The organism is Paraburkholderia sp. SIMBA_054 (genome assembly GCF_046534875.1).
In the GTDB taxonomy this organism is placed as follows: Bacteria; Pseudomonadota; Gammaproteobacteria; order Burkholderiales; family Burkholderiaceae; genus Paraburkholderia; species Paraburkholderia hospita.
The window spans coordinates 65,279-87,852 of sequence record NZ_JAWRXV010000028.1 but is presented as its reverse complement, the minus strand read 5'-3'; the positions used below and the strand labels follow the sequence as shown (position 1 = coordinate 87,852).

General features: G+C 62.2%; 21 protein-coding genes. 13 read left to right on the top strand and 8 right to left on the bottom strand.

Going from position 1 to position 22,574, the window contains the following annotated elements; translation table 11 throughout:
• Positions 1-125: 125 nt before the first annotated feature.
• Positions 126-1,118, bottom strand: coding sequence for a bifunctional riboflavin kinase/FAD synthetase (locus SB822_RS30260; RefSeq protein WP_007586242.1), 993 nt, complete (start codon positions 1,116-1,118; stop codon positions 126-128).
• A gap of 118 nt (positions 1,119-1,236) precedes the next feature.
• On the opposite strand from SB822_RS30260, the gene purN reads away from it, so the two are divergent.
• From purN to nadC, 6 genes are all read left to right on the top strand, one after another.
• Complete coding sequence (gene purN, locus SB822_RS30255) at positions 1,237-1,902, top strand: phosphoribosylglycinamide formyltransferase (protein ID WP_007586241.1); 666 nt, start codon at positions 1,237-1,239, stop codon at positions 1,900-1,902.
• Positions 1,899-3,158 (top strand): RsmB/NOP family class I SAM-dependent RNA methyltransferase, encoded by a 1,260-nt coding sequence (locus tag SB822_RS30250; protein WP_007734599.1) that lies wholly within the window; start codon positions 1,899-1,901, stop codon positions 3,156-3,158. Before purN ends, SB822_RS30250 begins: the two co-directional genes overlap by 4 nt.
• Before the next feature lie 82 nt (positions 3,159-3,240).
• The gene (locus SB822_RS30245) at positions 3,241-4,596 is read left to right on the top strand and encodes a mechanosensitive ion channel family protein (RefSeq protein WP_090836116.1); all 1,356 of its coding nucleotides are present in this window, start codon (positions 3,241-3,243) and stop codon (positions 4,594-4,596) included.
• A 206-nt stretch (positions 4,597-4,802) separates the two neighbouring features.
• Positions 4,803-5,999 carry an acyl-CoA desaturase gene (locus tag SB822_RS30240; RefSeq protein ID WP_007586235.1) on the top strand — a complete coding sequence of 399 codons (1,197 nt, stop codon included), beginning with the start codon at positions 4,803-4,805 and terminating at the stop codon, positions 5,997-5,999.
• A 117-nt stretch (positions 6,000-6,116) separates the two neighbouring features.
• Positions 6,117-7,247, top strand: coding sequence for a quinolinate synthase NadA (nadA, locus tag SB822_RS30235; RefSeq protein WP_090836117.1), 1,131 nt, complete (start codon positions 6,117-6,119; stop codon positions 7,245-7,247).
• Positions 7,247-8,149 (top strand): carboxylating nicotinate-nucleotide diphosphorylase, encoded by a 903-nt coding sequence (nadC, locus tag SB822_RS30230; RefSeq protein ID WP_090836086.1) that lies wholly within the window; start codon positions 7,247-7,249, stop codon positions 8,147-8,149. The genes nadA and nadC overlap by 1 nt, the downstream gene beginning before the upstream one ends.
• An 81-nt stretch (positions 8,150-8,230) precedes the next feature.
• Here the strand turns inward: nadC and nadB are convergent, their stop codons facing one another.
• The 4 genes from nadB to radC all read right to left on the bottom strand — a co-directional run bounded on the left by nadB (position 8,231) and on the right by radC (position 11,446).
• Complete coding sequence (gene nadB / locus SB822_RS30225) at positions 8,231-9,829, bottom strand: L-aspartate oxidase (protein ID WP_007586230.1); 1,599 nt, start codon at positions 9,827-9,829, stop codon at positions 8,231-8,233.
• A 236-nt stretch (positions 9,830-10,065) separates the two neighbouring features.
• Entirely contained in the window at positions 10,066-10,233 is a 168-nt protein-coding gene (gene rpmG, locus SB822_RS30220; RefSeq protein ID WP_007586229.1) for a 50S ribosomal protein L33, read from the bottom strand.
• Between the two features lie 10 nt (positions 10,234-10,243).
• Entirely contained in the window at positions 10,244-10,477 is a 234-nt protein-coding gene (gene rpmB / locus SB822_RS30215) for a 50S ribosomal protein L28 (protein ID WP_007586227.1), read from the bottom strand.
• A 258-nt stretch (positions 10,478-10,735) separates the two neighbouring features.
• Positions 10,736-11,446 carry a RadC family protein gene (radC, locus tag SB822_RS30210; protein ID WP_244144499.1) on the bottom strand — a complete coding sequence of 237 codons (711 nt, stop codon included), beginning with the start codon at positions 11,444-11,446 and terminating at the stop codon, positions 10,736-10,738.
• 207 nt (positions 11,447-11,653) lie between these two features.
• Here radC and SB822_RS30205 point away from each other — a divergent pair, with 207 nt between their 5' ends.
• The 7 genes from SB822_RS30205 to SB822_RS30175 all read left to right on the top strand — a co-directional run bounded on the left by SB822_RS30205 (position 11,654) and on the right by SB822_RS30175 (position 18,691).
• The gene (locus SB822_RS30205) at positions 11,654-12,109 is read left to right on the top strand and encodes a peptidylprolyl isomerase (protein WP_007586223.1); all 456 of its coding nucleotides are present in this window, start codon (positions 11,654-11,656) and stop codon (positions 12,107-12,109) included.
• A gap of 2 nt (positions 12,110-12,111) precedes the next feature.
• On the top strand, positions 12,112-13,071 hold the full coding sequence (ispH, locus tag SB822_RS30200; protein ID WP_007749222.1) for a 4-hydroxy-3-methylbut-2-enyl diphosphate reductase: 960 nt from the start codon (positions 12,112-12,114) through the stop codon (positions 13,069-13,071).
• A 539-nt stretch (positions 13,072-13,610) separates the two neighbouring features.
• Positions 13,611-14,813, top strand: coding sequence for a branched-chain amino acid ABC transporter substrate-binding protein (locus tag SB822_RS30195; RefSeq protein ID WP_086918246.1), 1,203 nt, complete (start codon positions 13,611-13,613; stop codon positions 14,811-14,813).
• A 228-nt stretch (positions 14,814-15,041) separates the two neighbouring features.
• Complete coding sequence (locus tag SB822_RS30190) at positions 15,042-15,992, top strand: branched-chain amino acid ABC transporter permease (protein WP_007586210.1); 951 nt, start codon at positions 15,042-15,044, stop codon at positions 15,990-15,992.
• Positions 15,993-16,010: 18 nt separating this feature from the next.
• Positions 16,011-17,180, top strand: coding sequence for an ABC transporter permease subunit (locus SB822_RS30185; protein ID WP_090836088.1), 1,170 nt, complete (start codon positions 16,011-16,013; stop codon positions 17,178-17,180).
• Positions 17,181-17,198: 18 nt separating this feature from the next.
• A complete protein-coding gene (locus tag SB822_RS30180) occupies positions 17,199-17,975 on the top strand; it encodes an ABC transporter ATP-binding protein (protein WP_007586207.1) in 777 nt (258 codons plus the stop codon).
• On the top strand, positions 17,975-18,691 hold the full coding sequence (locus SB822_RS30175; RefSeq protein ID WP_007749228.1) for an ABC transporter ATP-binding protein: 717 nt from the start codon (positions 17,975-17,977) through the stop codon (positions 18,689-18,691). Before SB822_RS30180 ends, SB822_RS30175 begins: the two co-directional genes overlap by 1 nt.
• An 855-nt stretch (positions 18,692-19,546) precedes the next feature.
• Here SB822_RS30175 and SB822_RS30170 read toward each other — a convergent pair.
• The 3 genes from SB822_RS30170 to SB822_RS30160 all read right to left on the bottom strand — a co-directional run bounded on the left by SB822_RS30170 (position 19,547) and on the right by SB822_RS30160 (position 22,548).
• Positions 19,547-19,999 carry a GNAT family acetyltransferase gene (locus SB822_RS30170; protein WP_007747552.1) on the bottom strand — a complete coding sequence of 151 codons (453 nt, stop codon included), beginning with the start codon at positions 19,997-19,999 and terminating at the stop codon, positions 19,547-19,549.
• Entirely contained in the window at positions 19,996-21,180 is a 1,185-nt protein-coding gene (locus tag SB822_RS30165) for an acetylornithine transaminase (protein WP_086918040.1), read from the bottom strand. The genes SB822_RS30170 and SB822_RS30165 overlap by 4 nt, the downstream gene beginning before the upstream one ends.
• 336 nt (positions 21,181-21,516) lie before the next feature.
• Positions 21,517-22,548 carry a CDP-6-deoxy-delta-3,4-glucoseen reductase gene (locus SB822_RS30160; protein WP_007747548.1) on the bottom strand — a complete coding sequence of 344 codons (1,032 nt, stop codon included), beginning with the start codon at positions 22,546-22,548 and terminating at the stop codon, positions 21,517-21,519.
• Positions 22,549-22,574 lie beyond the last annotated feature (26 nt).

Genomic DNA, 22,574 nt, shown 5'->3' with positions numbered 1-22,574 from the left:
AGTGGCGCCGTGCGGCGCCCTGCGTCGCGCACGACGCGGGCCGTTGCACATGCTGCGTGCGGCGCCCGTCGATGCGCGGCGGACGGTACGTGGTTCGCGCAAGCGCTGCGCACGTACCGCGACGGTCATCTAATTCGATCGGTGGCCGACGTGGCGAAACCAGTGGAACGGCTGCCCGGCGCGTCACCGATTGCCTCGAACCATGCGCGGGCGTTCGTGACGTCGCGCGCGATCGCGGCCGTCAGCGTTTCGAGATCGACGAATTTTTCTTCGTCGCGCAGCTTCTTCAGAAACTCGACGCGCACGAGCTTGCCGTACGCGTCGCCATGCCAGTCGAGCAGATGCACTTCGAGCAATACGCGGCCGGAGTCGTCGACGGTGGGGCGCAAGCCGAGGCTCGCGACGCCCGGCAGCGGCTCGTCTGCGATGCCATGCACGCGCACGATGAAAATGCCCGACAGCGCGGGACGCTTGTGCGCGATGGGCAGATTCAGCGTGGGAAAACCGAGGTCGCGGCCGAGCTTCAGCCCGTGCACGACGTGGCCGCTGATCAGATAGTCGCGGCCGAGCGCGGCGCGTGCCGAATCGAGGTCGCCCGCGATCAGCGACGTGCGCACGCCGGAGCTGGAGATGCGCGCACCGGACGGATCGGCGACGGTCGCCATCTGCTCGACTTCGAAGCCGTATTGCTCGCCCGCCGCCTTCAGCGACGCGAAATCGCCAGCGCGCTTCGCGCCGTAGCGGAAGTCGTCGCCGATCATCACCCAGCGCGCATGCAGGCCGTTGACGATGATGCGTTCGACGAACGTATCCGGCGACTGGCTTGCGAACGTGTGATTGAAATGCTCGACGACCACGCGATCGACGCCGTTCATGCGCAGCGCTTCGAGCTTGTCGCGCAGCATCGCGATGCGCGGCGGCGCGCTGGCGGGATTGAAGAACTCGCGCGGATGCGGCTCGAAGGTCATCACGCAGACGGGCAGGCCGCGCGCGTCAGCGGCCGCGCGGACGCGGGCGAGCAACGCCTGATGCCCGCGGTGGACACCGTCGAAGTTGCCGATGGTCAGTGCGCACGGCGCACGGCTCTCGGCATTGGGAAGACCGCGGAAGACTCTCACGATAGAGATGAAGGATTTGAGCGGGCCAGATGCCGCAAAACAATCGATTATAAACGCACAGGGCGCCAGACGGCGCCGGCGCGCGGATTGTGGCCTGGCCGAATGATAAAATCCGCAAATGAAAAATCTCGTCATTCTGATTTCCGGACGGGGCAGCAACATGGAGGCCATCGTCAGCGCATGCGCGAACGAAGGCTGGCCGGCGCGTATCGCCGCCGTGATTGCCAACCGTCCTGATGCCGCGGGGCTTGAATTCGCGGCGTCGCAAGGTATTGCCACAAAGGTCGTCGACCACCGCCAGTTTCCCGACCGCGACAGCTTCGACGCCGCGCTCGCGCGCGAAATCGACGGCTTCGCGCCCGATCTCGTCGTGCTCGCCGGCTTCATGCGCGTGCTGACCGACGCATTCGTCGATCGTTACGCGGGGCGCATGATCAACGTGCACCCGTCGCTGCTGCCGAGCTTTCCGGGCCTCAAGACGCACCAGCAGGCGCTCGACGCCGGCGTGCGGCTGCACGGCGCATCGGTGCATTTCGTCACGCCGACGCTCGATCACGGGCCGATCGTGCTGCAGTCGGCCGTGCCCGTGCTGGCGGGCGACGATGCCGCGACGCTCGCCGCGCGCGTGCTCGAAACCGAACATGTTATTTATCCGCGCGCAGTGCGCTGGTTCGTCGAAGGGCGTATTGCCGTCGACGGCCTGCGCGTCACCGTGACGCCACCCGAGCCTCAATGGCTCTTCCTTGATACAACAAGCCAGAACACCGCCGGGGAGGGCGAATGAAACTGCATGGATTTTTGATTGGACAAACCGAGACGCTGCTCGCCGAGGTTCTTAAGTTCACCGGCCCCGCCGATGCCGCGACCAGCCGCTTTTTCCGCGCGCATTCGAAGCTCGGCCACGGCGAGCGCGGCGTGATCGCGGAAGCGGTGTTCGCGGTGCTGCGTCGCCGGATGGAGTTTGCGCATCTGGCGGAAGGCGGCACGGGCAGTCCTACCCGGCGCCTTACGCTGCTCGGATTGATGCAGACGGCGGGCCGCACGGCATTGAAGCCGTTCATGTCGGATGCGGAGAACGCGTGGCTCGAGCACGTGGCGAAGATCGATCCGCAGAGCTTGCCGCTGCGCATCCGCCTGAATCTGCCTGACTGGATCTATCAGGCGCTCAGCACGCGCTTCGAAGCCGAAGAACTCGCGCACCTGGCCGCCTCGTTGAACTACCCGGCGCCGCTCGATCTGCGCGCAAACCCGATCAAGGCGAGCCGCGACGAAGTGCTGTCCGCGCTGTCGAAGGCGGGCATCGAGGCGGGCGCGACGCCGTTCGCGCCGTTCGGCGTCCGCGTGGTCGGCAAGCCGCCGCTCACCAAGCTCGACGCGTTCCAGGACGGCTGGCTCGAAGTGCAGGACGAGGGCAGCCAGCTGCTGTGCTCGCTGGTCGCGCCCAAGCGCGGCGAGATGATCGTCGACTTCTGCGCGGGCGCGGGCGGCAAGACGCTGGCGCTCGGCGCGATGATGCGCTCGACGGGCCGTCTCTATGCCTTCGACATCTCCGACCGGCGCCTCGCGAAGCTCAAGCCGCGCCTCGCGCGCAGCGGGCTGTCGAACGTGAACCCGGTGCTGATCGACAGCGAACACGACGCGAAGATCAAGCGGCTCGCTGGCAAGATCGATCGCGTGCTGGTCGATGCGCCGTGCAGCGGCCTCGGCACACTGCGCCGCAATCCCGATCTGAAATGGCGCCAGTCGCCGGAATCGATCGCCGAACTGACGCCGAAGCAGCTGTCCATCCTGACGAGCGCGGCGCGTCTCGTGAAGAAGGGCGGCCGCCTCGTCTACGCGACGTGCAGTATCCTCGATGCGGAAAACGAAGGTGTCGTGCAGCAGTTTCTCGCCGATCACCCGGATTTCGCGCTCGTGCCCGCGCGCGACGTGCTCGCCGAGCAGCGCATCGAGCTGGAAATGGGCGATTACCTGTCGCTCTGGCCGCATCGTCATGCGACGGACGGCTTCTTCGCGGCCGTGCTGGAACGCCGCGGCTAAGGCCTGCCACGCGAACGGCCGGGCTTGACCCGGTCTGGCCGGCGCGCGCTGTGTGAGCGCCGCGCCGGCCGCTGGAAACATCATGCAAAACCATCTCTTCTTCCACATGCTGGGCGACGTCGTGCGCGACTTCGGCCAGCCTGTCATTTTGTGGCAGGTCGGCGTGCTGCTCGGCACGCTCGCACTCGCGTATCTGCTCGCGCGACTCATGCGCCGCGCGCTCGATGCGAAGCGCGAAACCCGTTACGGCGCGCTGCGTTTCGGCGCCGAGGCGCTCAACCGCGCGCTCTTTCCGCTGCTGGGCGGCGTGCTCGTGTGGATCGCGCGGGCCATCGCCGGGCAGTTCATCCATACGTCGCTGCTCGATCTCGCGCTGGTGCCGCTGTTCGGCATCGGGCTGATCTACATCGTGTTCTATCTCGCGCGGCGCGTGTTCGGCCGCGACGACAGCGCGCACACGTGGCTGTCGCTGGTCGAAAAGGTCGTGTCGCTGATCGTCTGGGTCGGCATGGTGCTGACCGTGATGGGCATCCAGAACGACGTGCTCAAGTGGATGGCGAGCGTGCAGTTCAGGATCGCCAACACGCATGTGACGCTGTTGTCGCTGCTGTCGGGGCTGCTGTGGGTCTGTGTGACGATGATCGTCGCGATGTGGCTCGGCGCGGCGCTCGAAGACCGGCTGATGCGCTCGGGCGCGCTCGACGCGAACCTGAAAGTGGTGCTGTCGCGCGTTGGCCGGGCGCTGCTGATACTCGGGGCAGTCCTGATCAGCCTGTCGCTGGTCGGCATCGACATCACGGTGCTCGGTGTGTTCGGCGGTGCGCTCGGCGTGGGCCTTGGTTTCGGTCTGCAGAAGATCGCGAGCAACTACGTGTCCGGCTTCATCATCCTGATCGACCGGTCGCTGCGCATTGGCGACACGATCAACGTGAGCGGCCTGCAAGGCATGGTCACGCAGATCCGGACGCGCTATACGGTGGTGCGCGGGCTCGACGGGATCGAAACGCTGGTTCCGAACGAAAAGCTGATCACCGACGTCGTGCAGAACCAATCGTCATACCTGACGCGCGGCAACGCGAAGGCGACGCTCCAGATCTCGTATTCGACCGATGTCGAAAAGGCGATGGCGCTGCTCGTCGAGGCCACCCACGGTGTCGACCGCGTGCTGCAGGAACCGGCGCCGACGCCTTATCTGGCGGGCTTCGGGCCGGACGGCATCAATCTCGAACTCGGCTACTGGATTCAGGACGCAGCGACGGGCACGTCCGCCGTGCGCTCGAACGTGAATCGCAACATCTGGCGGCTCTTTTCGGAGAACGGCATCGCGATCCCGTATGCGCAACGCGAAGTGCGCATCGTCGCCGGCTCCAGCGACATCATGTCGCAGGCGGTAACAATGACCGGGCACATCGCGAACGAATCGGGCAGTGCCGCCTGAAACGGGTCTTTGCGGGGGGCATTCAGCCGGATTTCGCCCCTTTTTCAACGGCAACCGGTTGATGCAGCACAACAATTTCCTTATTTGTTACAGATACTTGGAACCGTTCGCGTAGAATATCGTCGTAAATAACTCGTTGCTTTCACTTTCTTGACATCCGCCGTTGTATCCTTCTGCGAATGTCTTCCGTTCCTAGGTAAATGGCCTTGTTGAATTCCTTGCTTGATTTCCTTGCCCACGGCGCACTGCGTTTCTCGTGGTGGCAAATCGTGTTGTGGACGCTCGCCGTCACGCACGTCACGATCATTGGCGTCACTGTCTATCTGCACCGCTGCCAGGCGCACCGTGCGCTGGACCTGCATCCCGTTGCGGCCCACTTTTTCCGCTTCTGGCTGTGGATGACCACGGGCATGCTTACTGGTCAGTGGGCTGCGATTCACCGCAAGCACCACGCGAAGTGCGAGACGGAAGAAGATCCGCACAGCCCGCAGACGCGCGGCATCTGGAAGGTGCTGCTCGAAGGCGCGGAGCTGTATCGCACCGAAGCGAAGAACGAAGAAACGATGCGCAAGTTCAGCCACGGCACGCCGAATGACTGGATCGAGCGCAACGTCTACACGAAGTACCCGATCCTCGGCGTGAGCATCATGATGGTCGTCGACGTCGCGCTGTTCGGCATCGTCGGTCTGAGCGTGTGGGCCGTGCAGATGATCTGGATCCCGTTCTGGGCAGCGGGCGTCGTCAACGGTCTCGGACACTTCTGGGGTTATCGCAACTTCAACTCCGCGGATGCGAGCACGAACCTGATTCCGTGGGGCATCATCATCGGCGGTGAAGAGCTGCACAACAATCACCACACGTATGCGACGTCCGCGAAGCTGTCGAACAAGTGGTACGAGTTCGATATCGGCTGGATGTATATCCGCATCATGTCGGCGTTCCGTCTTGCCAAGGTGAAGAAGATCGCACCGACGCCGCGTCTGACCACGGGCAAGCTCGTGCTGGATCAGGACACGCTGCAAGCCGTGCTCGCGAACCGCTATGAAGTGATGGCGACCTACGCGAAGGCGATCAAGCGCGCTTACCGTCAGGAATTGGCGCATCTGAAGGAAGTGGGCGCGCGTGAAAAGTATCAAGTTATGCGCGGCGCCCGTGGCTGGTTCCACAAGGAAGAGGCGGGTCTGGACGAGCCGCAGCGTCGCCAGTTGCCGCAGATTTTCGCTAACAGCCAGAAATTGCGCACGTACATCGAACTGCGCAATGAACTCGCCGCAATGTGGGAGCGTTCGAACGCATCGCGCGAACAACTGCTGGTGCAATTGCAAGATTGGTGTCATCGCGCTGAACAAAGCGGCATCAAGGCCCTGCAGGAATTTGCGATGCGCCTGCGGCGCTACGCCTGATACGCGACGAAATCTATTAAACTTTCGTTACGTCACAAAACCCCGCGTTGGCGGGGTTTTTCTTTTTGGGCCGCCGAAATGGCTGTCGGCGGCGGAATCAGCAGGGCAGAGGAGATCATGAATCAGGCGATCAGGAGCGTCGAGTACGACCGTCCGCAAGGCGCGGCCTGCGGTGTGGGACAGGCTTGGGCGAAGGTGCCCGACGCACCGTCGACGCAGGAACGGCTCGCGCTGAAGGAGCGTATTCGCGGCTTGCTCAAGCGTGAAAAGGCGGTGCTCGTCGCGCACTACTACGTCGATCCGGAACTGCAGGAACTCGCGGATGAGACGGGCGGTTGCGTGGCCGATTCGCTTGAAATGGCGCGCTTCGGACGCGATCACGACGCGCAGACGCTGGTCGTTGCCGGCGTGCGATTCATGGGCGAAACCGCGAAGATTCTCAGCCCGAACAAGCGCATTCTGATGCCCGATCTGGACGCAACCTGTTCGCTCGATCTCGGCTGTCCTGTCGACGAATTTTCCGCTTTCTGCGATGCGCATCCGGACCGCACTGTCGTCGTCTACGCGAATACGAGTGCGGCGGTGAAAGCGCGAGCCGACTGGATGGTGACGTCGTCGATCGGGCTGGAAATCGTTGCTGATCTTCACGCTCGCGGCGAAAAGATCATCTGGGCGCCGGACCGTCACCTGGGCAGCTATATCCAGAAGAAGACAGGCGCCGACATGCTGCTGTGGCAAGGCTCGTGTCTGGTCCATGACGAATTCAAGGGCGTCGAGCTCGATCTGCTGCGCGCCGAATATCCGGACGCGAAAGTGCTCGTGCATCCGGAGTCGCCGGAAAGCGTGGTTGCACTGGCGGATGTGGTCGGCTCGACGACTCAACTGATCGACGCCGCGAAGAACAGCAACGCGACGCACTTCATTGTCGCGACGGACCTCGGCATCCTGCACAAGATGCGGCTCGCGGCGCCTGGCAAGACCTTCATCGAAGCGCCCACGGCCGGCAACAGCGCGACGTGCAAGAGCTGCGCGCATTGTCCGTGGATGGCGATGAACGGCTTGCGTAATCTCGCGGATGTGCTGGAGCGCGGCCACAACGAAATCTTTGTCGACCCGTCGCTCGGCGAGCGCGCGCGTTTGCCGATCGACCGGATGCTCGATTTCGCCGCGCGTCACAAGAAGCGCGTGCAGACGAGCGGCGATCTCGCGCGCGATACGGCGCTGTTCTCTAACGTTGGAGCCGCTTGATGGGCGCGAATGACCAACAGGAGATGAAGGACGCGGTATCGCCGCTCTTCGCGGAAATCGAGGCGCAGTACGGCGAAGCGTTTGCTGCCGCGATCGCGCGCAATGTCAGCGATGCGCTTGAGGAAGATGTCGGCAGCGGCGACTTGACGGGCCTGCTCGTTCCCGCTGACGAAATGCGCGACGCGCGCATCATCGTGCGCGAGGCGGCTGTGCTGTGCGGTGTGCCGTGGTTCAACGAAGTGATGCGCCGCGTCGATCCACGCATCGACGTGCAATGGCGCTATCGCGAGGGCGACAGCATGGCGGCAGATTCCGTGGTGTGCACGCTGCGCGGCCCGGCGCGCTCGCTGCTGACGGCTGAACGCAACGGCCTCAATTTTCTGCAGATGCTGTCCGGCGTGGCGAGCGCGACGCGCAAGTTCGCCAATGCGATCGCGCATACTCGTGCACACGTGCTCGATACGCGCAAGACGCTGCCCGGTCTGCGTCTCGCGCAGAAGTACGCGGTGCGCGTGGGCGGCGGCGCAAACCAGCGTCTCGCGCTCTACGACGGCATTCTGATCAAGGAGAATCACATCGCGGCGGCGGGCGGCGTCGGCGCGGCGATGCAGGCGGCGCTCGCACTGAATGCGGGTGTGTCGATCCAGATCGAAGTCGAAACGCTGGAACAACTGGAATCCGCGCTCGCACACGGCGCGCAGTCGATTCTGCTCGACAACTTCTCGTTCGACATGATGCGCGACGCCGTGCGGATCACGGCAGGTCGCGCGGTGCTCGAAGTGTCCGGTGGTGTGAACTTCGACACGGTCCGGCAGATTGCGGAGACGGGCGTCGATCGCGTGTCTGTCGGTTCGTTGACCAAGGACGTGCGGGCAACGGATTTCTCGATGCGCATCGTTTGATACGCCGCAGTTAAACGACTCAAGCAAAAGGCCATCGCCAGTCAGACTGGCGATGGCTTTTTTCATGCGCGCACGCGACGGCTACACGTTGCGGTTCGGCACACGCTCCGGCGAAAGTACGGTTGGCAGCGCCTTGGGCAGCGCGTTCGGCCAGTCACGACTGTAGTGCAGCCCGCGGCTCTCGCGCCGCGAACGCGCGCCTTCGACGATCAACGACGCCACATCGACCAGATTGCGCAGTTCGAGCAAATCGCGGCTCACCTTGAAGTTCGCGTAGTACTCGTGGATTTCGTCGCGCAGCAACGTCAGACGGTGTTTCGCGCGCGCGAGCCGCTTGTCCGTGCGCACGATACCGACGTAATTCCACATCAGGCGGCGCAGTTCGTCCCAGTTGTGCGCGACGACGACTTCCTCGTCGGGATCGGACACGCGGCTCTCGTCCCAATCGGGCAGCGGCGCATGCACGGCTGCGCCGAAGCCTTCTTCTTCGATCGCCTGCGCGGCCGAGCGACCGATCACGAGGCACTCCAGCAGCGAATTGCTCGCGAGCCGGTTCGCGCCGTGCAGGCCGGTACACGACGTTTCACCGACAGCGTAAAGCCCGGTCAGATCGGTGCGCCCGGCGAGATCCGTGACGACGCCGCCGCACGTGTAGTGCGCCGCGGGTACGACGGGAATCGGCTCTTTCGTGATGTCGATGCCGAACTCGAGGCAGCGCGCGAGAATGGTCGGGAAGTGCTCGCGCAGGAATTCTGGCGGTTGATGGCTGATGTCGAGATACACGCAGTCGATACCGCGCTTCTTGATTTCGAAGTCGATCGCGCGCGCAACGATATCGCGTGGCGCCAGTTCGGCGCGTTCGTCGTGAGCCGGCATGAAGCGCGTGCCGTCGGGCAGCTTAAGAATGCCGCCTTCTCCTCTCACAGCCTCTGAGATCAGAAAGGACTTGGCGTACGGGTGAAACAGACATGTCGGGTGAAACTGGATGAACTCCATGTTCGACACGCGACAACCGGCCCGCCAGGCCATTGCGATGCCGTCGCCCGTCGCGGTGTCGGGGTTAGTCGTGTACAGGTAGACCTTGCCCGCGCCGCCCGTGGCGAGCACAGTATGCGGCGCCTCGATGGTGACGGTGCGGCCGCTCGCGAGATCGAGCGCGTAGAGGCCGTGACAGCGGCGTCCCGGCAGGCCGAGCCGGTCCGAGGTGATCAGGTCGATCGCGTAGTGGTCTTCGAGCAGCGTGATGTTCGGATGTTGCCGCACGCGCTCGCTAAGCGTCGCGACGACGGCGTGGCCCGTTGCATCGGCGGCGTGGATGATGCGCCGATGGCTGTGGCCGCCTTCGCGCGTCAGGTGGAAGCCGAGCTCGGCGGCGTCGTCCTTTGTGAACGGCACGCCCTGGTCGATCAGCCATTGAATCGCCTCGCGGCCATGCTCGACGATAAAGCGCGTCGCCGCTTCATCACACAAGCCGCCGCCGGCGATCAATGTGTCGTCGACGTGATTCTCGACGCTATCGGCAGAATCGAGCACGGCGGCGATGCCGCCTTGCGCCCAGTCGCTGGCGCCCTCCGTCAGCGAACGCTTGGCGATCACGGCGACGCGCCGCGTCTGCGCGAGATTCAGCGCGACACTCAAACCGGCCAGTCCGCTGCCGACAATCGCTACATCGAAATTCATCTCCTCTCTCCGTCGTATTGCGCGGCCGGTGCGGCGAGCGCCGCCAAGACCGTTCGATTGGGAAACAGAACAGCATACGCGTTGAAACCGCCGAGGAAAAGCTGACCGATCGGCGTAGGCTATTGCGCGCGCGTCGCAAGAGGAGGGGATGGTGAAGAGGGCCACCGCAAAGCCGGTAGCCGGAAAACAAAAAGCCCCGCATGGTGCGGGGCTTTTTCGACAGGTAGAAGACCAGATTACTTGATCTTCGTTTCCTTGTACGCCACGTGCTTACGGACGACGGGATCGAACTTCATGATCTCCATCTTTTCCGGCATGTTGCGCTTGTTCTTCGTCGTCGTGTAGAAGTGACCCGTACCAGCGGTCGATTCCAGCTTGATCTTGTCGCGTGCGCCCTTGGCCATGATTTACTCCTTAGGCTTCGCCACGTGCGCGCAGATCTGCGAGCACGGTGTCGATACCGTTCTTGTCGATCAGGCGCAGGCCGGCGTTCGAGACGCGGAGGCGCACCCAACGGTTTTCGCTTTCAACCCAGAAACGGCGGTTCTGCAGGTTCGGAAGAAAACGACGCTTGGTCTTGTTGTTGGCGTGGGAAACGTTGTTGCCGCTCATCGGCGCTTTCCCAGTTACTTGGCATACGCGTGCCATGAGAGCACTCCTAATACGCTAATTCTGAGTTCGGAACGCCGTGAAGTTTCCCGGGAAAACATAAGAACCAAGCCGTAGCCGACTTAATCTCTCGCTTTCCGGAAAGGCCTTGAGGCTTCGGAACAGGGGTTGGAAAGAGGCAAACCGAAATTCTAGCAGAAAAAAAGCCGAAATATCAAACCTTATTTGCGACGGACAGGACGGATGCGCAACGCCGCCGCCCGCGCCTTTCCCGCTGTGTGCTCATTGCGCTGCGGCTCATGGCCAGCCCGCGCGCGCGAAAGAAAACGTCTCGTTCGCGCCGATCACCAGATGGTCGATCAGTTGCACGTCGATCAGTGCGAGGGTGTCGCGCAGCACGCGCGTGAGCTGGCGGTCACTGGCGCTCGGCTTGACGGCGCCGGACGGGTGATTATGCGCGACGATCAGGCTTGCCGCATTGACCGACAGCGTGCGCCGAACGATCTCGCGCGGGTATACGGCCATGCGCGTGAGCGAGCCACGCGAGTTTTCTTCCGAGCGGATCAGCCGGTGCCGGGTGTCCAGAAAGAGGCAGATGAACACCTCGTACGGCCGCGAGCCGATCAACAGCCGCAAATAGTCCTCGACGGCTTCGGGCGAGTCGATCAGCGGACGCTCGCGCATCTTTTCCGCGAGCGCGCGCCGCGCCATCTCCATGATTGCCAGCAGTTGCGCGCGCTTGGCCGGGCCGACGCCGCGCACGCCGTCGAAGTCTTCGGGCGTCGCGTCGAGCATCGCGCGCAACGAGCCGAAGCGCCCCAGCAGCGAGCGCGCGACGTCGAAGACATTGTGGCCGGGTAGCCCGGAGCCGAGCACGAGCGCGACCAGTTCGGTTTCGGAGAGCGCCGCCGGGCCGGCCTCGAGCAGCCGCTCGCGCGGCATGTCGCGGGTCGGCCACGCGGGCTGCGGACGGCGTATCGGAGGCTTTTCTGCCGCGGAGCGCGGCATGACTATCGTGTCGTTCATGGCTGTGTCCTTCGAATTTCGGATGAAGCGGCGACGACGCGCCGCGCAGCAACGTTCCAGCCGGCTCGGGATATGTGGCTTACAATAGATCCTTTGCGCACGGCGCCCCCGGCATGGCATGGGCCCGCCATGCGCGCGACCCGCGCCGCTGCGTTTGTGCGCCGCGCGCCACGACCGAACGAGTACCGCATGAGCATCATCGACATCTCCGAAGTGAAACCCGGTTCGCACATCACACTTCACTACCGGCTTTCGCTTGCCGATGGCGCCGAGATCGTCAGCACTTTCAACGACAAACCCGCTACGCTGCTGCTGGGCGCGGGCCAACTGGCGCCGCCGCTGGAAGACATTCTGCTGGGATTGAAGGTGGGCCACCATTCGACCTTTCAGCTAGAGCCGGGTCAGGGATTCGGCCCGCGCAACCCGGAGCTGATCCAGCGCGTGTCGCTGGCCACGCTGCGCGAAAACGCGATGATCGGCGAGGATTTTTCTCCCGGCGATCTAGTCGAATTCAATGCGCCGGGCGGCGGTCGCTATGCGGGCGTGCTGAAGGAAGTGGGTGAAACCTCGGCTCTCTTCGATTTCAACCATCCGCTCGCCGGCCAGGCGCTGACGTTCGAAGTCAAAATCATCGGGATCCTGTAAACATGAGCATCACGGACACGACTCTCGCCGAAGCTGAAATCCTGCTTGCGCAGCCGCGCGGATTCTGCGCCGGCGTCGATCGGGCGATCGAGATCGTCGAACGCGCCATCAAGCTGTACGGCTCGCCGATCTACGTGCGTCACGAAATCGTTCATAACGCGTATGTCGTCGAAGACCTGCGCAAGAAGGGCGCGATCTTCATCGAGCAGTTGGACGAAGTGCCGTCGGGCAGCACGGTGATCTTCAGCGCGCATGGCGTGTCGAAGGCCGTGCGTGCCGAAGCCGACGAGCGCGGCCTGCGCGTGTACGACGCGACCTGTCCGCTCGTCACCAAGGTTCACATCGAAGTCGCGAAGATGCGCGCGGAAGGCTTCGACATCGTGATGATCGGCCACAAGGGCCACCCCGAAGTCGAAGGGACGATGGGACAGACGGCCGAGGGCATGTATCTCGTCGAAGATATCGACGACGTGCAGGCGCTGCAACTCGCCGACCCTGAGCGCATCGCCTACGTGACGCAGACCACGCTGTCAGTGGATGACGCCGCGCAGATCATTGCCGCGCTGAAGGCGAAGTTTCCGAACGTCAAGGAACCGAAGAAGCAGGACATCTGCTACGCGACGCAAAACCGCCAGGATGCCGTCAAGTTCATGGCGCCGCAGTGCGATGTGGTGATCGTCGTCGGCAGCCCGAACAGCTCGAACTCCAACCGGCTGCGCGAACTGGCCGAAAAGCTCGGCGTCCCTTCCTATATGGTCGACTCGCCGGATCAGATCGATCCCGCGTGGGTTGCCGACAAGCGCCGCATCGGCGTGACGGCGGGCGCGTCGGCGCCGGAAGCACTGGCTCAGGCCGTGATCGGCCGTCTGCGCGAGCTGGGCGTGCGCAACGTGCGCGCGCTGGAAGGCATCGAGGAAAACATTGCGTTTCCACTGCCGCGCGGGCTCGGTTTGCCCGCCTGAAGACCTGTCCCCAACTGAAAAAGCGCGCCGCGGGCGCGCTTTTTTATTGCCTTTGCACATCAGAAATCATCATAAAAACGGTGCCATATCACCGAAAAACAAACCAGGGACGGTGTCGAGGCGAACATTCTTTTTGTTTTCCGGGGCGTAATTTGGGTGAATGAGACCGATCGCGCCCCGTTTTTCGCCAGACAATTGCGTTGATGTGCGGACAAGCGCACAAATACGGTGCATTTGAGGACTAACATAATATTGAGACAGATGGATATGCCGAAGTCCGCAGCATCGGGCTCGCAGCGAAATCTCTGCAACATCTGATGCTGCAAGGCGTCAGCAGTGGTGCAACTGATGCACGGAAAACTGGCGCAACCAGGTTGCGATGATCAGCCGCTAAGGGCCTCGCAGCACGGTTGCAATGCAGGAAAACCCTGCGCCTCCAACAATATTGCCCGTCGCAAAATTGGAGTTACAATGCGCCCGTTCTCAGGCCTTGAACGCCTCGGGACGCCAGATTTAGCAAGGCGCAGGAGACCTATTTAATGCGAGTCAAGTTTGCTTGTGCCGTGTCCATCGCGGCCGCTGTTGCGATGTTGACCGCGTGCAGCAAAAAGAACGAAGGCGAGGCGGACAAGAGTGCGTCGGCAGCGGTGGCAGTGTCGGCGGCGAGCGCAAGCGAAGTGACTGTCGTGAAGATCGGTCATGCGGCCCCTTTGACGGGCGGCATTGCACATCTGGGCAAGGACAATGAAAACGGGGCGCGTCTCGCTATTGAAGAGATCAATACGCAGGGGTTGACCATCGACGGCCGCAAGATCCAGTTGCAACTCGACGCGCAGGACGATGCGGGCGATCCGAAAACGGGTACGCAGGTCGCGCAGAAGTTGGTGGACGATCATGTAGTTGCCGTAGTCGGGCACCTGAATTCGGGTGTGTCGATTCCGGCCTCGAAGATATATAGCGACGCGGGCATTGTGCAGATATCGCCATCCTCGACGAATCCGGCCTATACGCAGCAAGGCTTCAAGACGACCTACCGGGTTGTCGCGACCGATGCGCAGCAAGGTCCGGCGCTGGCGAACTACGCGACGAAGTCCCTCGGCGCGAAACGGATCGCCGTGGTCGACGACGCGACTGCGTATGGCAAGGGTCTTGCTGACGAATTCGCGAAGACGGCGGAAGCGGGCGGCGCGAAGATCGTCGCGCGCGAGGCGACCAATGACCGGGCCACGGATTTCCGGGCCATCCTCACAAAGATTAAAAGTGCCCAGCCGGACGCCATCATGTTCGGCGGCATGGATGCAACGGGCGGGCCGTTCACGAAACAGGCAGCGGCGCTCGGGATCAGGGCAAAAATCCTTGGCGGCGACGGCGTGTGCACCGACAAGGTGGGGGAACTGGCGGGCAGTGCCGTTCAGAACCTCGTGTGTTCGGAAGCAGGACTTGCGCTTTCGAAGATGGAAAGGGGAGCGGACTTCGAAAAGAAGTACGACGCACGCTTCCACACGCCGGTGCAGATTTACGCGCCGTTCACGTATGACGCTGTATACGTGATCGTCGACGCAATGAAGCGCGCCAATTCGATCGAGCCGCCCAAGGTGCTCGCTGCGATGCCCTCGACTGACTACACAGGTGTAATCGGTCACATCGCATTCGACGACAAGGGCGACCTGAAAGAAGGCGCGATTACGCTTTACGACTTCAAGGACGGCAAGAAAGCGGTCCTCGACGTCGTGAAGATGTAATGACGGGACGTACAGCCTGACGGCACCGGACCATCCGACGGTGCCGTTTTTGCATCCGCGTCGAGCGCGCGGGCCGCTGCAACCCGGTGGCTACAGACGCTCGACGAAGATAACCCTTACCGGTCTTTTACATCAGTACCCGCAGTGCCGTTGCGATTTGCGTGAAGCATCAGTGCCAACCGGCAGATGAAGCGCGCGAATCCAGTCGCACGGGCTAAGGAGCATTAAATGGATATTTTCATCCAGCAGGTTCTCAACGGACTGGTGCTTGGCAGCGTCTACGCCATCATCGCACTGGGCTACACGATGGTGTACGGCATTCTCGGCATCATCAACTTCGCGCACGGCGACATCCTGATGGTCGGGGCGATGGTTGCCCTGTCCTGTATCGGGGTATTGCAGAACCACTTTCCCGGTCTCGGCAATATACCGACGCTGTGTATCGCGCTGGTCATAGCGGCCATTGTCTGCGCGGCGGTGGGCTACACGATCGAACGCGTGGCTTACCGGCCGCTGCGCAAGGCGCCGCGTCTCGCCCCGCTGATCACCGCGATCGGCGTGTCGATCCTGCTGCAGACGCTCGCGATGATGATCTGGTCGCGCAACCCGCTGCCGTTCCCGCAGCTCCTGCCGACCGATCCGCTGAACGTGATCAAGGCCACCGACACGACGCCGGGCGCCGTGATCTCGATGACTGAAATCGTGATCATCGTCGTCGCGTTCCTCGTGATGGCGGGCCTGCTGCTCCTCGTGCACAGGACGAAGCTCGGCCGCGCGATGCGCGCGATCGCCGAGAACCCGAGTGTCGCCTCGCTGATGGGCGTGAACCCGAACTTCGTGATCTCGGCGACGTTCATGATCGGCTCGGCGCTGGCGGCGCTGGCGGGCGTGATGATCGCGTCGGAATACGGCAACGCGCACTTCTATATGGGCTTCATTCCCGGCCTCAAGGCATTTACGGCGGCGGTGCTCGGCGGTATCGGCAACCTCGGCGGCGCAATGGTCGGCGGCGTGATTCTCGGTCTGATCGAACAGCTGGGTGCCGGCTACATCGGCAACCTCACGGGTGGCGTGTTCGGCAGTAACTATCAGGACGTGTTCGCGTTCATCGTGCTGATCATCGTGCTGGTGTTCCGTCCGTCGGGCCTGCTTGGCGAACGTGTCGCGGATCGTGCGTAAGGGAAAGGAGCAAACACAATGACCTCTATTCAACCAATCGAGCCGTCCACGACGCTCATCCCTGAACGGAATATGACGAAGACGCTGGTGGTGGGCATCATCACCGCCGTGTTCGTGATCGCCGCGCCCTTCGTCATCGGCACCGCCGGCGGCAACTACTGGGTCCGCGTGCTCGACTTCGCGATGCTGTATGTGATGCTCGCGCTAGGCCTGAACGTAGTGGTCGGCTTCGCCGGCCTGCTGGATCTGGGCTACATCGCGTTCTACGCAGTGGGCGCGTACACGGCCGCATTGTTGAGTTCGCCGCACCTGTCGTCGCAATTCGAATGGATCGCGCATCTCGCGCCGGGCGGGCTGCACGTGCCGTTCTGGATCATCGTGCCGTGCGCAATGGCAGTCGCTGCGTTCTTCGGTGTGATTCTCGGTGCGCCGACGCTGCGTCTGCGTGGCGACTACCTTGCCATTGTGACGTTGGGCTTCGGGGAAATCGTCCGGATCTTCCTGAACAACCTCGACCGTCCGGCGAACATCACGAACGGCCCGAAGGGCATCACGGGCATCGACCCCGTTCATCTCGGCGATTTCAGCCTCTCGCAGTCGCACTCGCTGTTCGGCCTGACGATTCCGTCGGTGTACTCGTACTACTACGTGTTCGTGCTGTGTGCGCTGTTCGTGATCTGGGTGTGTACGCGTCTGCAGCACTCGCGCATCGGCCGCGCCTGGGCCGCCATCCGCGAAGACGAAATTGCCGCGAAGGCGATGGGCATCAACACCCGTGACGTGAAGCTGCTCGCGTTCGCGATGGGTGCGTCGTTTGGCGGCCTGTCGGGCTCGATGTTCGGCATGTTCCAGGGCTTCGTGTCGCCGGAATCGTTCACGCTGCCGGAATCGATCGTCGTGCTGGCGGCCGTGGTGCTGGGCGGCATGGGCCATATTCCGGGCGTGATTCTCGGCGCGGTGCTGCTCGCCGTGCTGCCGGAATTCCTGCGCTCGACGATGGGTCCGCTGCAACACCTGATCTTCGGTCACGAAGTCGTCGACACGGAAGTGATCCGTCAGCTCGTCTACGCACTCGCGATGGTGCTGATCATGCTGTACCGCTCGGAAGGCCTGTGGCCGTCGCCGAAGCACGAGGACAAGATCGCGAAGATTGCCAAGCGCAGCAACAAGAAGCCGGTGCGCGCTTAACGGACAGGAGAATTAAACATGAGCGACAAGCAAATCCGTCTGTCCGTAAAGGGCGTGAACAAGCGCTTTGGTGGCTTGCAGGCGCTGTCGGACGTGGGCCTTCAGATCGAAGAAGGCACGATTTACGGTCTGATCGGCCCGAACGGCGCTGGCAAGACCACGTTCTTCAACGTGATTACTGGTCTCTACACGCCGGACTCGGGCGAGTTCAAGCTCGACGGCACGCCGTACACGCCGACGGCTGTGTATCAGGTGGCGAAGGCGGGCATCGCGCGTACGTTCCAGAACATCCGTCTGTTCGGCGGCATGACTGCGCTGGAAAACGTGATGGTCGGCCGCCACGTGCGCACGAAGCACGGTCTGCTGGGCGCCGTGTTCCAGACGCCGGCTGAGCGCAAGGAAGAGCGCGAGATCAAGGAACGCGCGCTGGAACTGCTCGAGTATGTCGGCGTGCTGCAGTACGCGGACTACACGTCGCGCAACCTGTCGTACGGTCACCAGCGCCGTCTGGAAATCGCGCGTGCACTGGCAACCGATCCGAAGCTGCTCGCACTGGACGAACCGGCTGCCGGCATGAACGCAACGGAGAAGGTCGAACTGACGAAGCTGCTCGACAAGATCCGCGCGGACGGCAAGACGATCCTGCTGATCGAGCACGACGTGAAACTGGTGATGGGCCTGTGCAACCGGATGACAGTGCTCGACTATGGCAAGGTGATCGCTGAAGGTCTGCCGCACGACGTGCAGAAGGACCCGAAGGTGATCGAGGCTTATCTGGGTGCGGGGGTCCACTGATGGCTACGGCAATGTTGAAAATCAAGGGCCTGCAGGTCAACTACGGCGGCATTCAGGCCGTCAAGGGTGTTGACCTGGAGATCGCGCAGGGCGAACTCGTTACGCTGATCGGCGCCAATGGCGCGGGCAAGACGACGACCATGAAGGCTATTACGGGCCTGAAGCCTTACTCGGCCGGTGATATCGAGTACATGGGCCAGTCGATCAAGGGCGTGCCGGCGCACGAGCTTCTGAAGCGTGGTCTCGCGATGGTGCCGGAAGGGCGCGGGATCTTCGCGCGTATGTCGATTATCGAGAATATGCAGATGGGGGCTTATCTGCGTACCGATAATGAAGGGATCAAGAAGGACGTCGAGCGGATGTTCGGGTTCTTTCCGCGGTTGAAGGAGCGTGCGACGCAGTTGGCGGGTACGCTGTCCGGTGGTGAGCAGCAGATGCTGGCGATGGCGCGTGCGGTTATCTCGAAGCCGAAGCTGTTGCTGCTCGACGAGCCGTCGATGGGGCTGTCGCCGATCATGGTCGAGAAGATCTTCGAAGTCGTGCGCGAGATTTCCAAGGAAGGCATCACGGTCATGCTGGTTGAGCAGAATGCGCGACTTGCCTTGCAGGCTGCGGATCGCGGTTATGTGATGGATTCGGGTATGGTCACGATGTCGGGGGATGCCAAGCAGATGCTTCATGATCCGAAGGTGCGGGCCGCGTATCTCGGCGAGTAACTCTCGCGGTTGGTTTTTTTGTTTTAACAGGAAGGGCTGCACGTTCAGGCGTGTGGCCTTTTTTGTTTTGTCGTGGGCTTTGATTGGTTTTGGTTTTGGCTTCGCCTTTTCGCTGGCATCCGCGTTATGCCTTCGTGCTTCAAGCGTCGCCCCTGTGCGGGGCGGCACCTACTTTTCTTTGCCGCCGCAAAGAAAAGTAGGCAAAAGAAAGCGGCTAACACCGCTAACTCTTGTTCTTGCCTGAGGGCCCCCAACGGCCCCGTCCTTCACACGGTAACGCACTTGTTCACGTGCGTTGCCAACGCTCTCTCTGTACGCCTCACCTGCTTCATGTGCACGCGTCGCAGCACGCCGTGCCGGACATTCCGCCGCCGCCCAGGTGGCAAACTGTGTGTAGGCTTTCGCGCCATACGCGCATCACTCCGGACTGAGTAGCAAGGTTGGTGTTTCTGGTAAGAGCACTCACCTGTGCGGTGCGACAACCTACACACAGTTTGCCACCTGGGCGGCACAAACCATTCGCTACCGCTAGCCCTTGTGCGGGTGTTTGAAGTTGGTGAGGCGCTCATTCAGCGCGTTGGCAACACACGCGAACAAGGACGTTGCCGTGTGAAGTGTGGGACCGCTTGGGGGCCCTCAGGCAAGAAGAAATGTTGGCGGTGTTAGCCGCTTTCTTTTGCCTACTTTTCTTTGCGGCGGCAAAGAAAAGTAGGTGCCGCCCCGCACAGGGGCGACGCTTGAAGCACGAAGGCAAAACGCGGATGCCAGCGAAAAGGCAAACACACAGGGGCGACGCGTGAACAGCAAACACCGTAACGCGGATGCCAGCACAAAGGCGAAGCCAAAAAACCAAACCTAAGCCACTGCCCCCAACCGTTTCCCAAGACTAATCACCGCATCAGCAACATACCCAAGCGACTCATAAAAAGCCTGCACATCGGCCTTCGCGCTCAGCACCTGCAGATTCACCTTAGGACACCCCCGCGCGGTAAGCGCCGCTTCAGCATGCCGCACAAGCAAAGTCCCAATCCCAAGGCGCCTGGCCGCCGCCTCGACAGCAAGCGAATACAGCCAGCCTCGATGCCCATCATACCCAGCCATCACAGTTCCAACGATGCCCCCATCCTTCACGGCAACGAAGAACAGTTCAGGCTGCGTAGCCAGCTTGTTAGCGATCGACAGATGCGGATTACGCTGCGGCCGGCTCGCATCCTTATACTCAGGAAACGCTTCGAGCCACAGCGCGATCACGGCATCCGTATCGGCCGCATCGAACACGCGGATCGACAGGGAAGCCGCGCCAATCACAGCGTATCCAGAATCGACCGCAGCATCGCCATCATCTGGTCGATCTCTTCCGTCGTCACGTTCAAAGCGGGCATGAAACGCAGCAGATTAGGACGCGCGGCGTTGAGCAACAGCCCATCCGGCTGCATCAAACGCGCCTTCTCGACGATCTGGTTGCCGATATCCTTCCCAAGCAGCAGCGCACGCAGCAGACCTTCGCCACGCTCGCCCTCGAAGCCGCGCTCGGCAGACAGTTCGAGCAGCTTCGTGCGCAGATATTCGCCACGCGCCTTCACGCCATCGAGGAAGCCAGGCGCCGTCAGTTGCGAGATCACCGAATAGCCGGCTGCCGTCATCAGCGGATTGCCGTTGTACGTGCCGCCCTGGTCGCCCGCTTCAAACACCTCGACATGCTTCTTGCACAACAGTGCACCCAGCGGCACGCCGCTGCCGATACCCTTCGCCAGCGTCATCACGTCCGGCTCGACACCCGACAGCTCGTACGCGAACAGCGTGCCCGCACGGCCGCAGCCGCTCTGCACTTCATCGACGATCAACAGCAGGTTGTGCTTCTTCGTCAGCTCGCGCAGCTGCTGCATGAACTCGCGCGATGCGGGAAGCACACCGCCTTCACCCTGGATCGGCTCGAGCATCACGGCGACGGTCTTGTCGGTGATCAGTTTTTCGACCGACGCGATGTCGTTCAGGTCAGCTTTCGGAAAGCCCGGCACCTGCGGCGCATAGATCGTGTCCCAGCCCGGCTTGCCGCTTGCCGACATCGTCGCGATCGTGCGGCCGTGGAAGCTGTGATCGAACGTGATGATCTCGTACGCACCGCCCTTGAACTTCTTGCCCCACTTGCGCGCAAGCTTGATCGCGCCTTCGTTTGCCTCGGCGCCGCTGTTCGTGAAGAACACCTTGTCGAAGCAGCTATGCTGCGTGAGCAGGCCCGCGAGCTTCGCCATCGGTTCGTTGTAGAACGCGGGCGACGGATTGATCAGCGTGCGCGCCTGTTGCGTGAGTGCTTCGATCACGCCGTCGTTGCAATGGCCGAGGCTATTGACGGCCCAGCCCTGAATGAAATCCAGATATCGCTTGCCGGTGTTGTCGTAGAGCCATGAGCCCTTGCCGTGCGTGAAAACGATTTCGGGCCGGTTCGTGATGTACATCAGCGAATCGATCGGATACTCATTGAAGTTCATGGCTACAGGCTCCAGGCAAACAGGGATGAAAAACCGCCTTGGACAACATGGCCCAGCAACGGAAAGAAAAAAGCACGACGGGTACGGCAGAAATACAAAAAGCCACGGCATGCCGTGGCTTTCATGATTCGAACTGCGTGCGCGTTGTTCGCGCGAATCCGTGACGAAGCCAGCGGCGCCCCTAAGGGAGCAGCGAGCGGCGACGTCGAAGTTCGGACTGGATGCGGTTCATGCGCGAAAGAATACGACAATGCCGGCGCCCGTGTAAACCTGCAATTTGCATGTCTTCACGCACTGCCGGCCGTTTCTCACAATCGAAGCGTGCTTGCGCAACGATCAGACGGGGTTCGCGAGATCGGCTGCGCTCGTGAACGAATCCGCATAGAACTCGTCTTCCGGCAGGCGATGATGCTGCGTGAAATCGCGCTGTGCCGACTCGACCATCACAGGCGCGCCGCATGCATACACCTGATACGCCGACAAGTCTGGCAGATCTTCGATGACGGCCCGATGAACGAAGCCGATGCGGCCCGTCCATGCGTCGTCCGCATCCGGTTCGGAGAGAACCGGCACGAACTTGAAGTTCGGAATCTCGCGTGCCCATTGGTCGGCGAGCTCCATCATGTACAGGTCCTTCTTGCGGCGCGCGCCCCAGTAGAGTGTCATCGGACGCGTGATGTTCTTGAACACGGCATGCTCGACGATCGCCTTCAGCGGCGCGAAGCCCGTGCCCGACGCGAGCAGCACGATCGGCTTGTCCGACTCTTCGCGCAGGAAGAACGTGCCGAGCGGCGCCTCGAAGCGCAGGATGTCGCGCTCCTTCATCGTGTTGAAGACGTGATCTGTGAACGCGCCGCCCGGCATGTGGCGGATATGCAGTTCGACAGGACCGTCCGCGTGCGGCGCGCTCGCCATCGAATAGCTGCGGCGCTTGCCGTCCTTCAGGATGAATTCGAGGTACTGGCCCGCCATGTACTGCAGGCGCTCATTCGCGGGCAATTGCAGCTTCAGCACGACGACGTCGTCGGCCTTGCGCTCGATTGCGTTCACGCGGCACGGCAGCTTCTTGATCTGCACGTCGCCGATGCCCGTCACTTCGCGGATGTCGATCTCGAGGTCCGTGCAAGCGGTGGCGCAACACAACAGCGCCAGGCCGCGCGTCTTCTCGTCGTTCGACAGCGCGGACGACGAATGCGCGCGCTGCTCGACCTCGCCGCCGACGACCGCGCCCTTGCACGAGCCGCATGCGCCGTTCTTGCAGCCGTACGGCAGGCCGACGCCCTGGCGAAGGGCGGCTGTCAGCACGGGTTCGTCGGGTTCCACCTGAAACTGCCGGCCGCTTTGCCGGAGCGTTACATTGAATGCCATAAGTCGTTCAGTCTTCGAATACAGAA

What these genes read in the sequence shown, in the direction of transcription:
- SB822_RS30250 (WP_007734599.1), top strand. Translation starts at nt 1,899, where the DNA reads ATGAAACTGCATGGATTTTTGATTGGACAAACCGAGACGCTGCTCGCC.
- radC (WP_244144499.1), bottom strand. Translation starts at nt 11,446, where the DNA reads ATGCCGCGCTCCGCGGCAGAAAAGCCTCCGATACGCCGTCCGCAGCCC.
- nadC (WP_090836086.1), top strand. Translation starts at nt 7,247, where the DNA reads ATGGGCGCGAATGACCAACAGGAGATGAAGGACGCGGTATCGCCGCTC.
- SB822_RS30185 (WP_090836088.1), top strand. Translation starts at nt 16,011, where the DNA reads ATGACCTCTATTCAACCAATCGAGCCGTCCACGACGCTCATCCCTGAA.
- SB822_RS30195 (WP_086918246.1), top strand. Translation starts at nt 13,611, where the DNA reads ATGCGAGTCAAGTTTGCTTGTGCCGTGTCCATCGCGGCCGCTGTTGCG.
- SB822_RS30175 (WP_007749228.1), top strand. Translation starts at nt 17,975, where the DNA reads ATGGCTACGGCAATGTTGAAAATCAAGGGCCTGCAGGTCAACTACGGC.
- SB822_RS30190 (WP_007586210.1), top strand. Translation starts at nt 15,042, where the DNA reads ATGGATATTTTCATCCAGCAGGTTCTCAACGGACTGGTGCTTGGCAGC.
- SB822_RS30160 (WP_007747548.1), bottom strand. Translation starts at nt 22,548, where the DNA reads ATGGCATTCAATGTAACGCTCCGGCAAAGCGGCCGGCAGTTTCAGGTG.
- rpmG (WP_007586229.1), bottom strand. Translation starts at nt 10,233, where the DNA reads ATGGCCAAGGGCGCACGCGACAAGATCAAGCTGGAATCGACCGCTGGT.
- SB822_RS30245 (WP_090836116.1), top strand. Translation starts at nt 3,241, where the DNA reads ATGCAAAACCATCTCTTCTTCCACATGCTGGGCGACGTCGTGCGCGAC.
- SB822_RS30180 (WP_007586207.1), top strand. Translation starts at nt 17,199, where the DNA reads ATGAGCGACAAGCAAATCCGTCTGTCCGTAAAGGGCGTGAACAAGCGC.
- purN (WP_007586241.1), top strand. Translation starts at nt 1,237, where the DNA reads ATGAAAAATCTCGTCATTCTGATTTCCGGACGGGGCAGCAACATGGAG.
- nadA (WP_090836117.1), top strand. Translation starts at nt 6,117, where the DNA reads ATGAATCAGGCGATCAGGAGCGTCGAGTACGACCGTCCGCAAGGCGCG.
- nadB (WP_007586230.1), bottom strand. Translation starts at nt 9,829, where the DNA reads ATGAATTTCGATGTAGCGATTGTCGGCAGCGGACTGGCCGGTTTGAGT.
- SB822_RS30205 (WP_007586223.1), top strand. Translation starts at nt 11,654, where the DNA reads ATGAGCATCATCGACATCTCCGAAGTGAAACCCGGTTCGCACATCACA.
- SB822_RS30165 (WP_086918040.1), bottom strand. Translation starts at nt 21,180, where the DNA reads ATGAACTTCAATGAGTATCCGATCGATTCGCTGATGTACATCACGAAC.
- rpmB (WP_007586227.1), bottom strand. Translation starts at nt 10,477, where the DNA reads ATGGCACGCGTATGCCAAGTAACTGGGAAAGCGCCGATGAGCGGCAAC.
- ispH (WP_007749222.1), top strand. Translation starts at nt 12,112, where the DNA reads ATGAGCATCACGGACACGACTCTCGCCGAAGCTGAAATCCTGCTTGCG.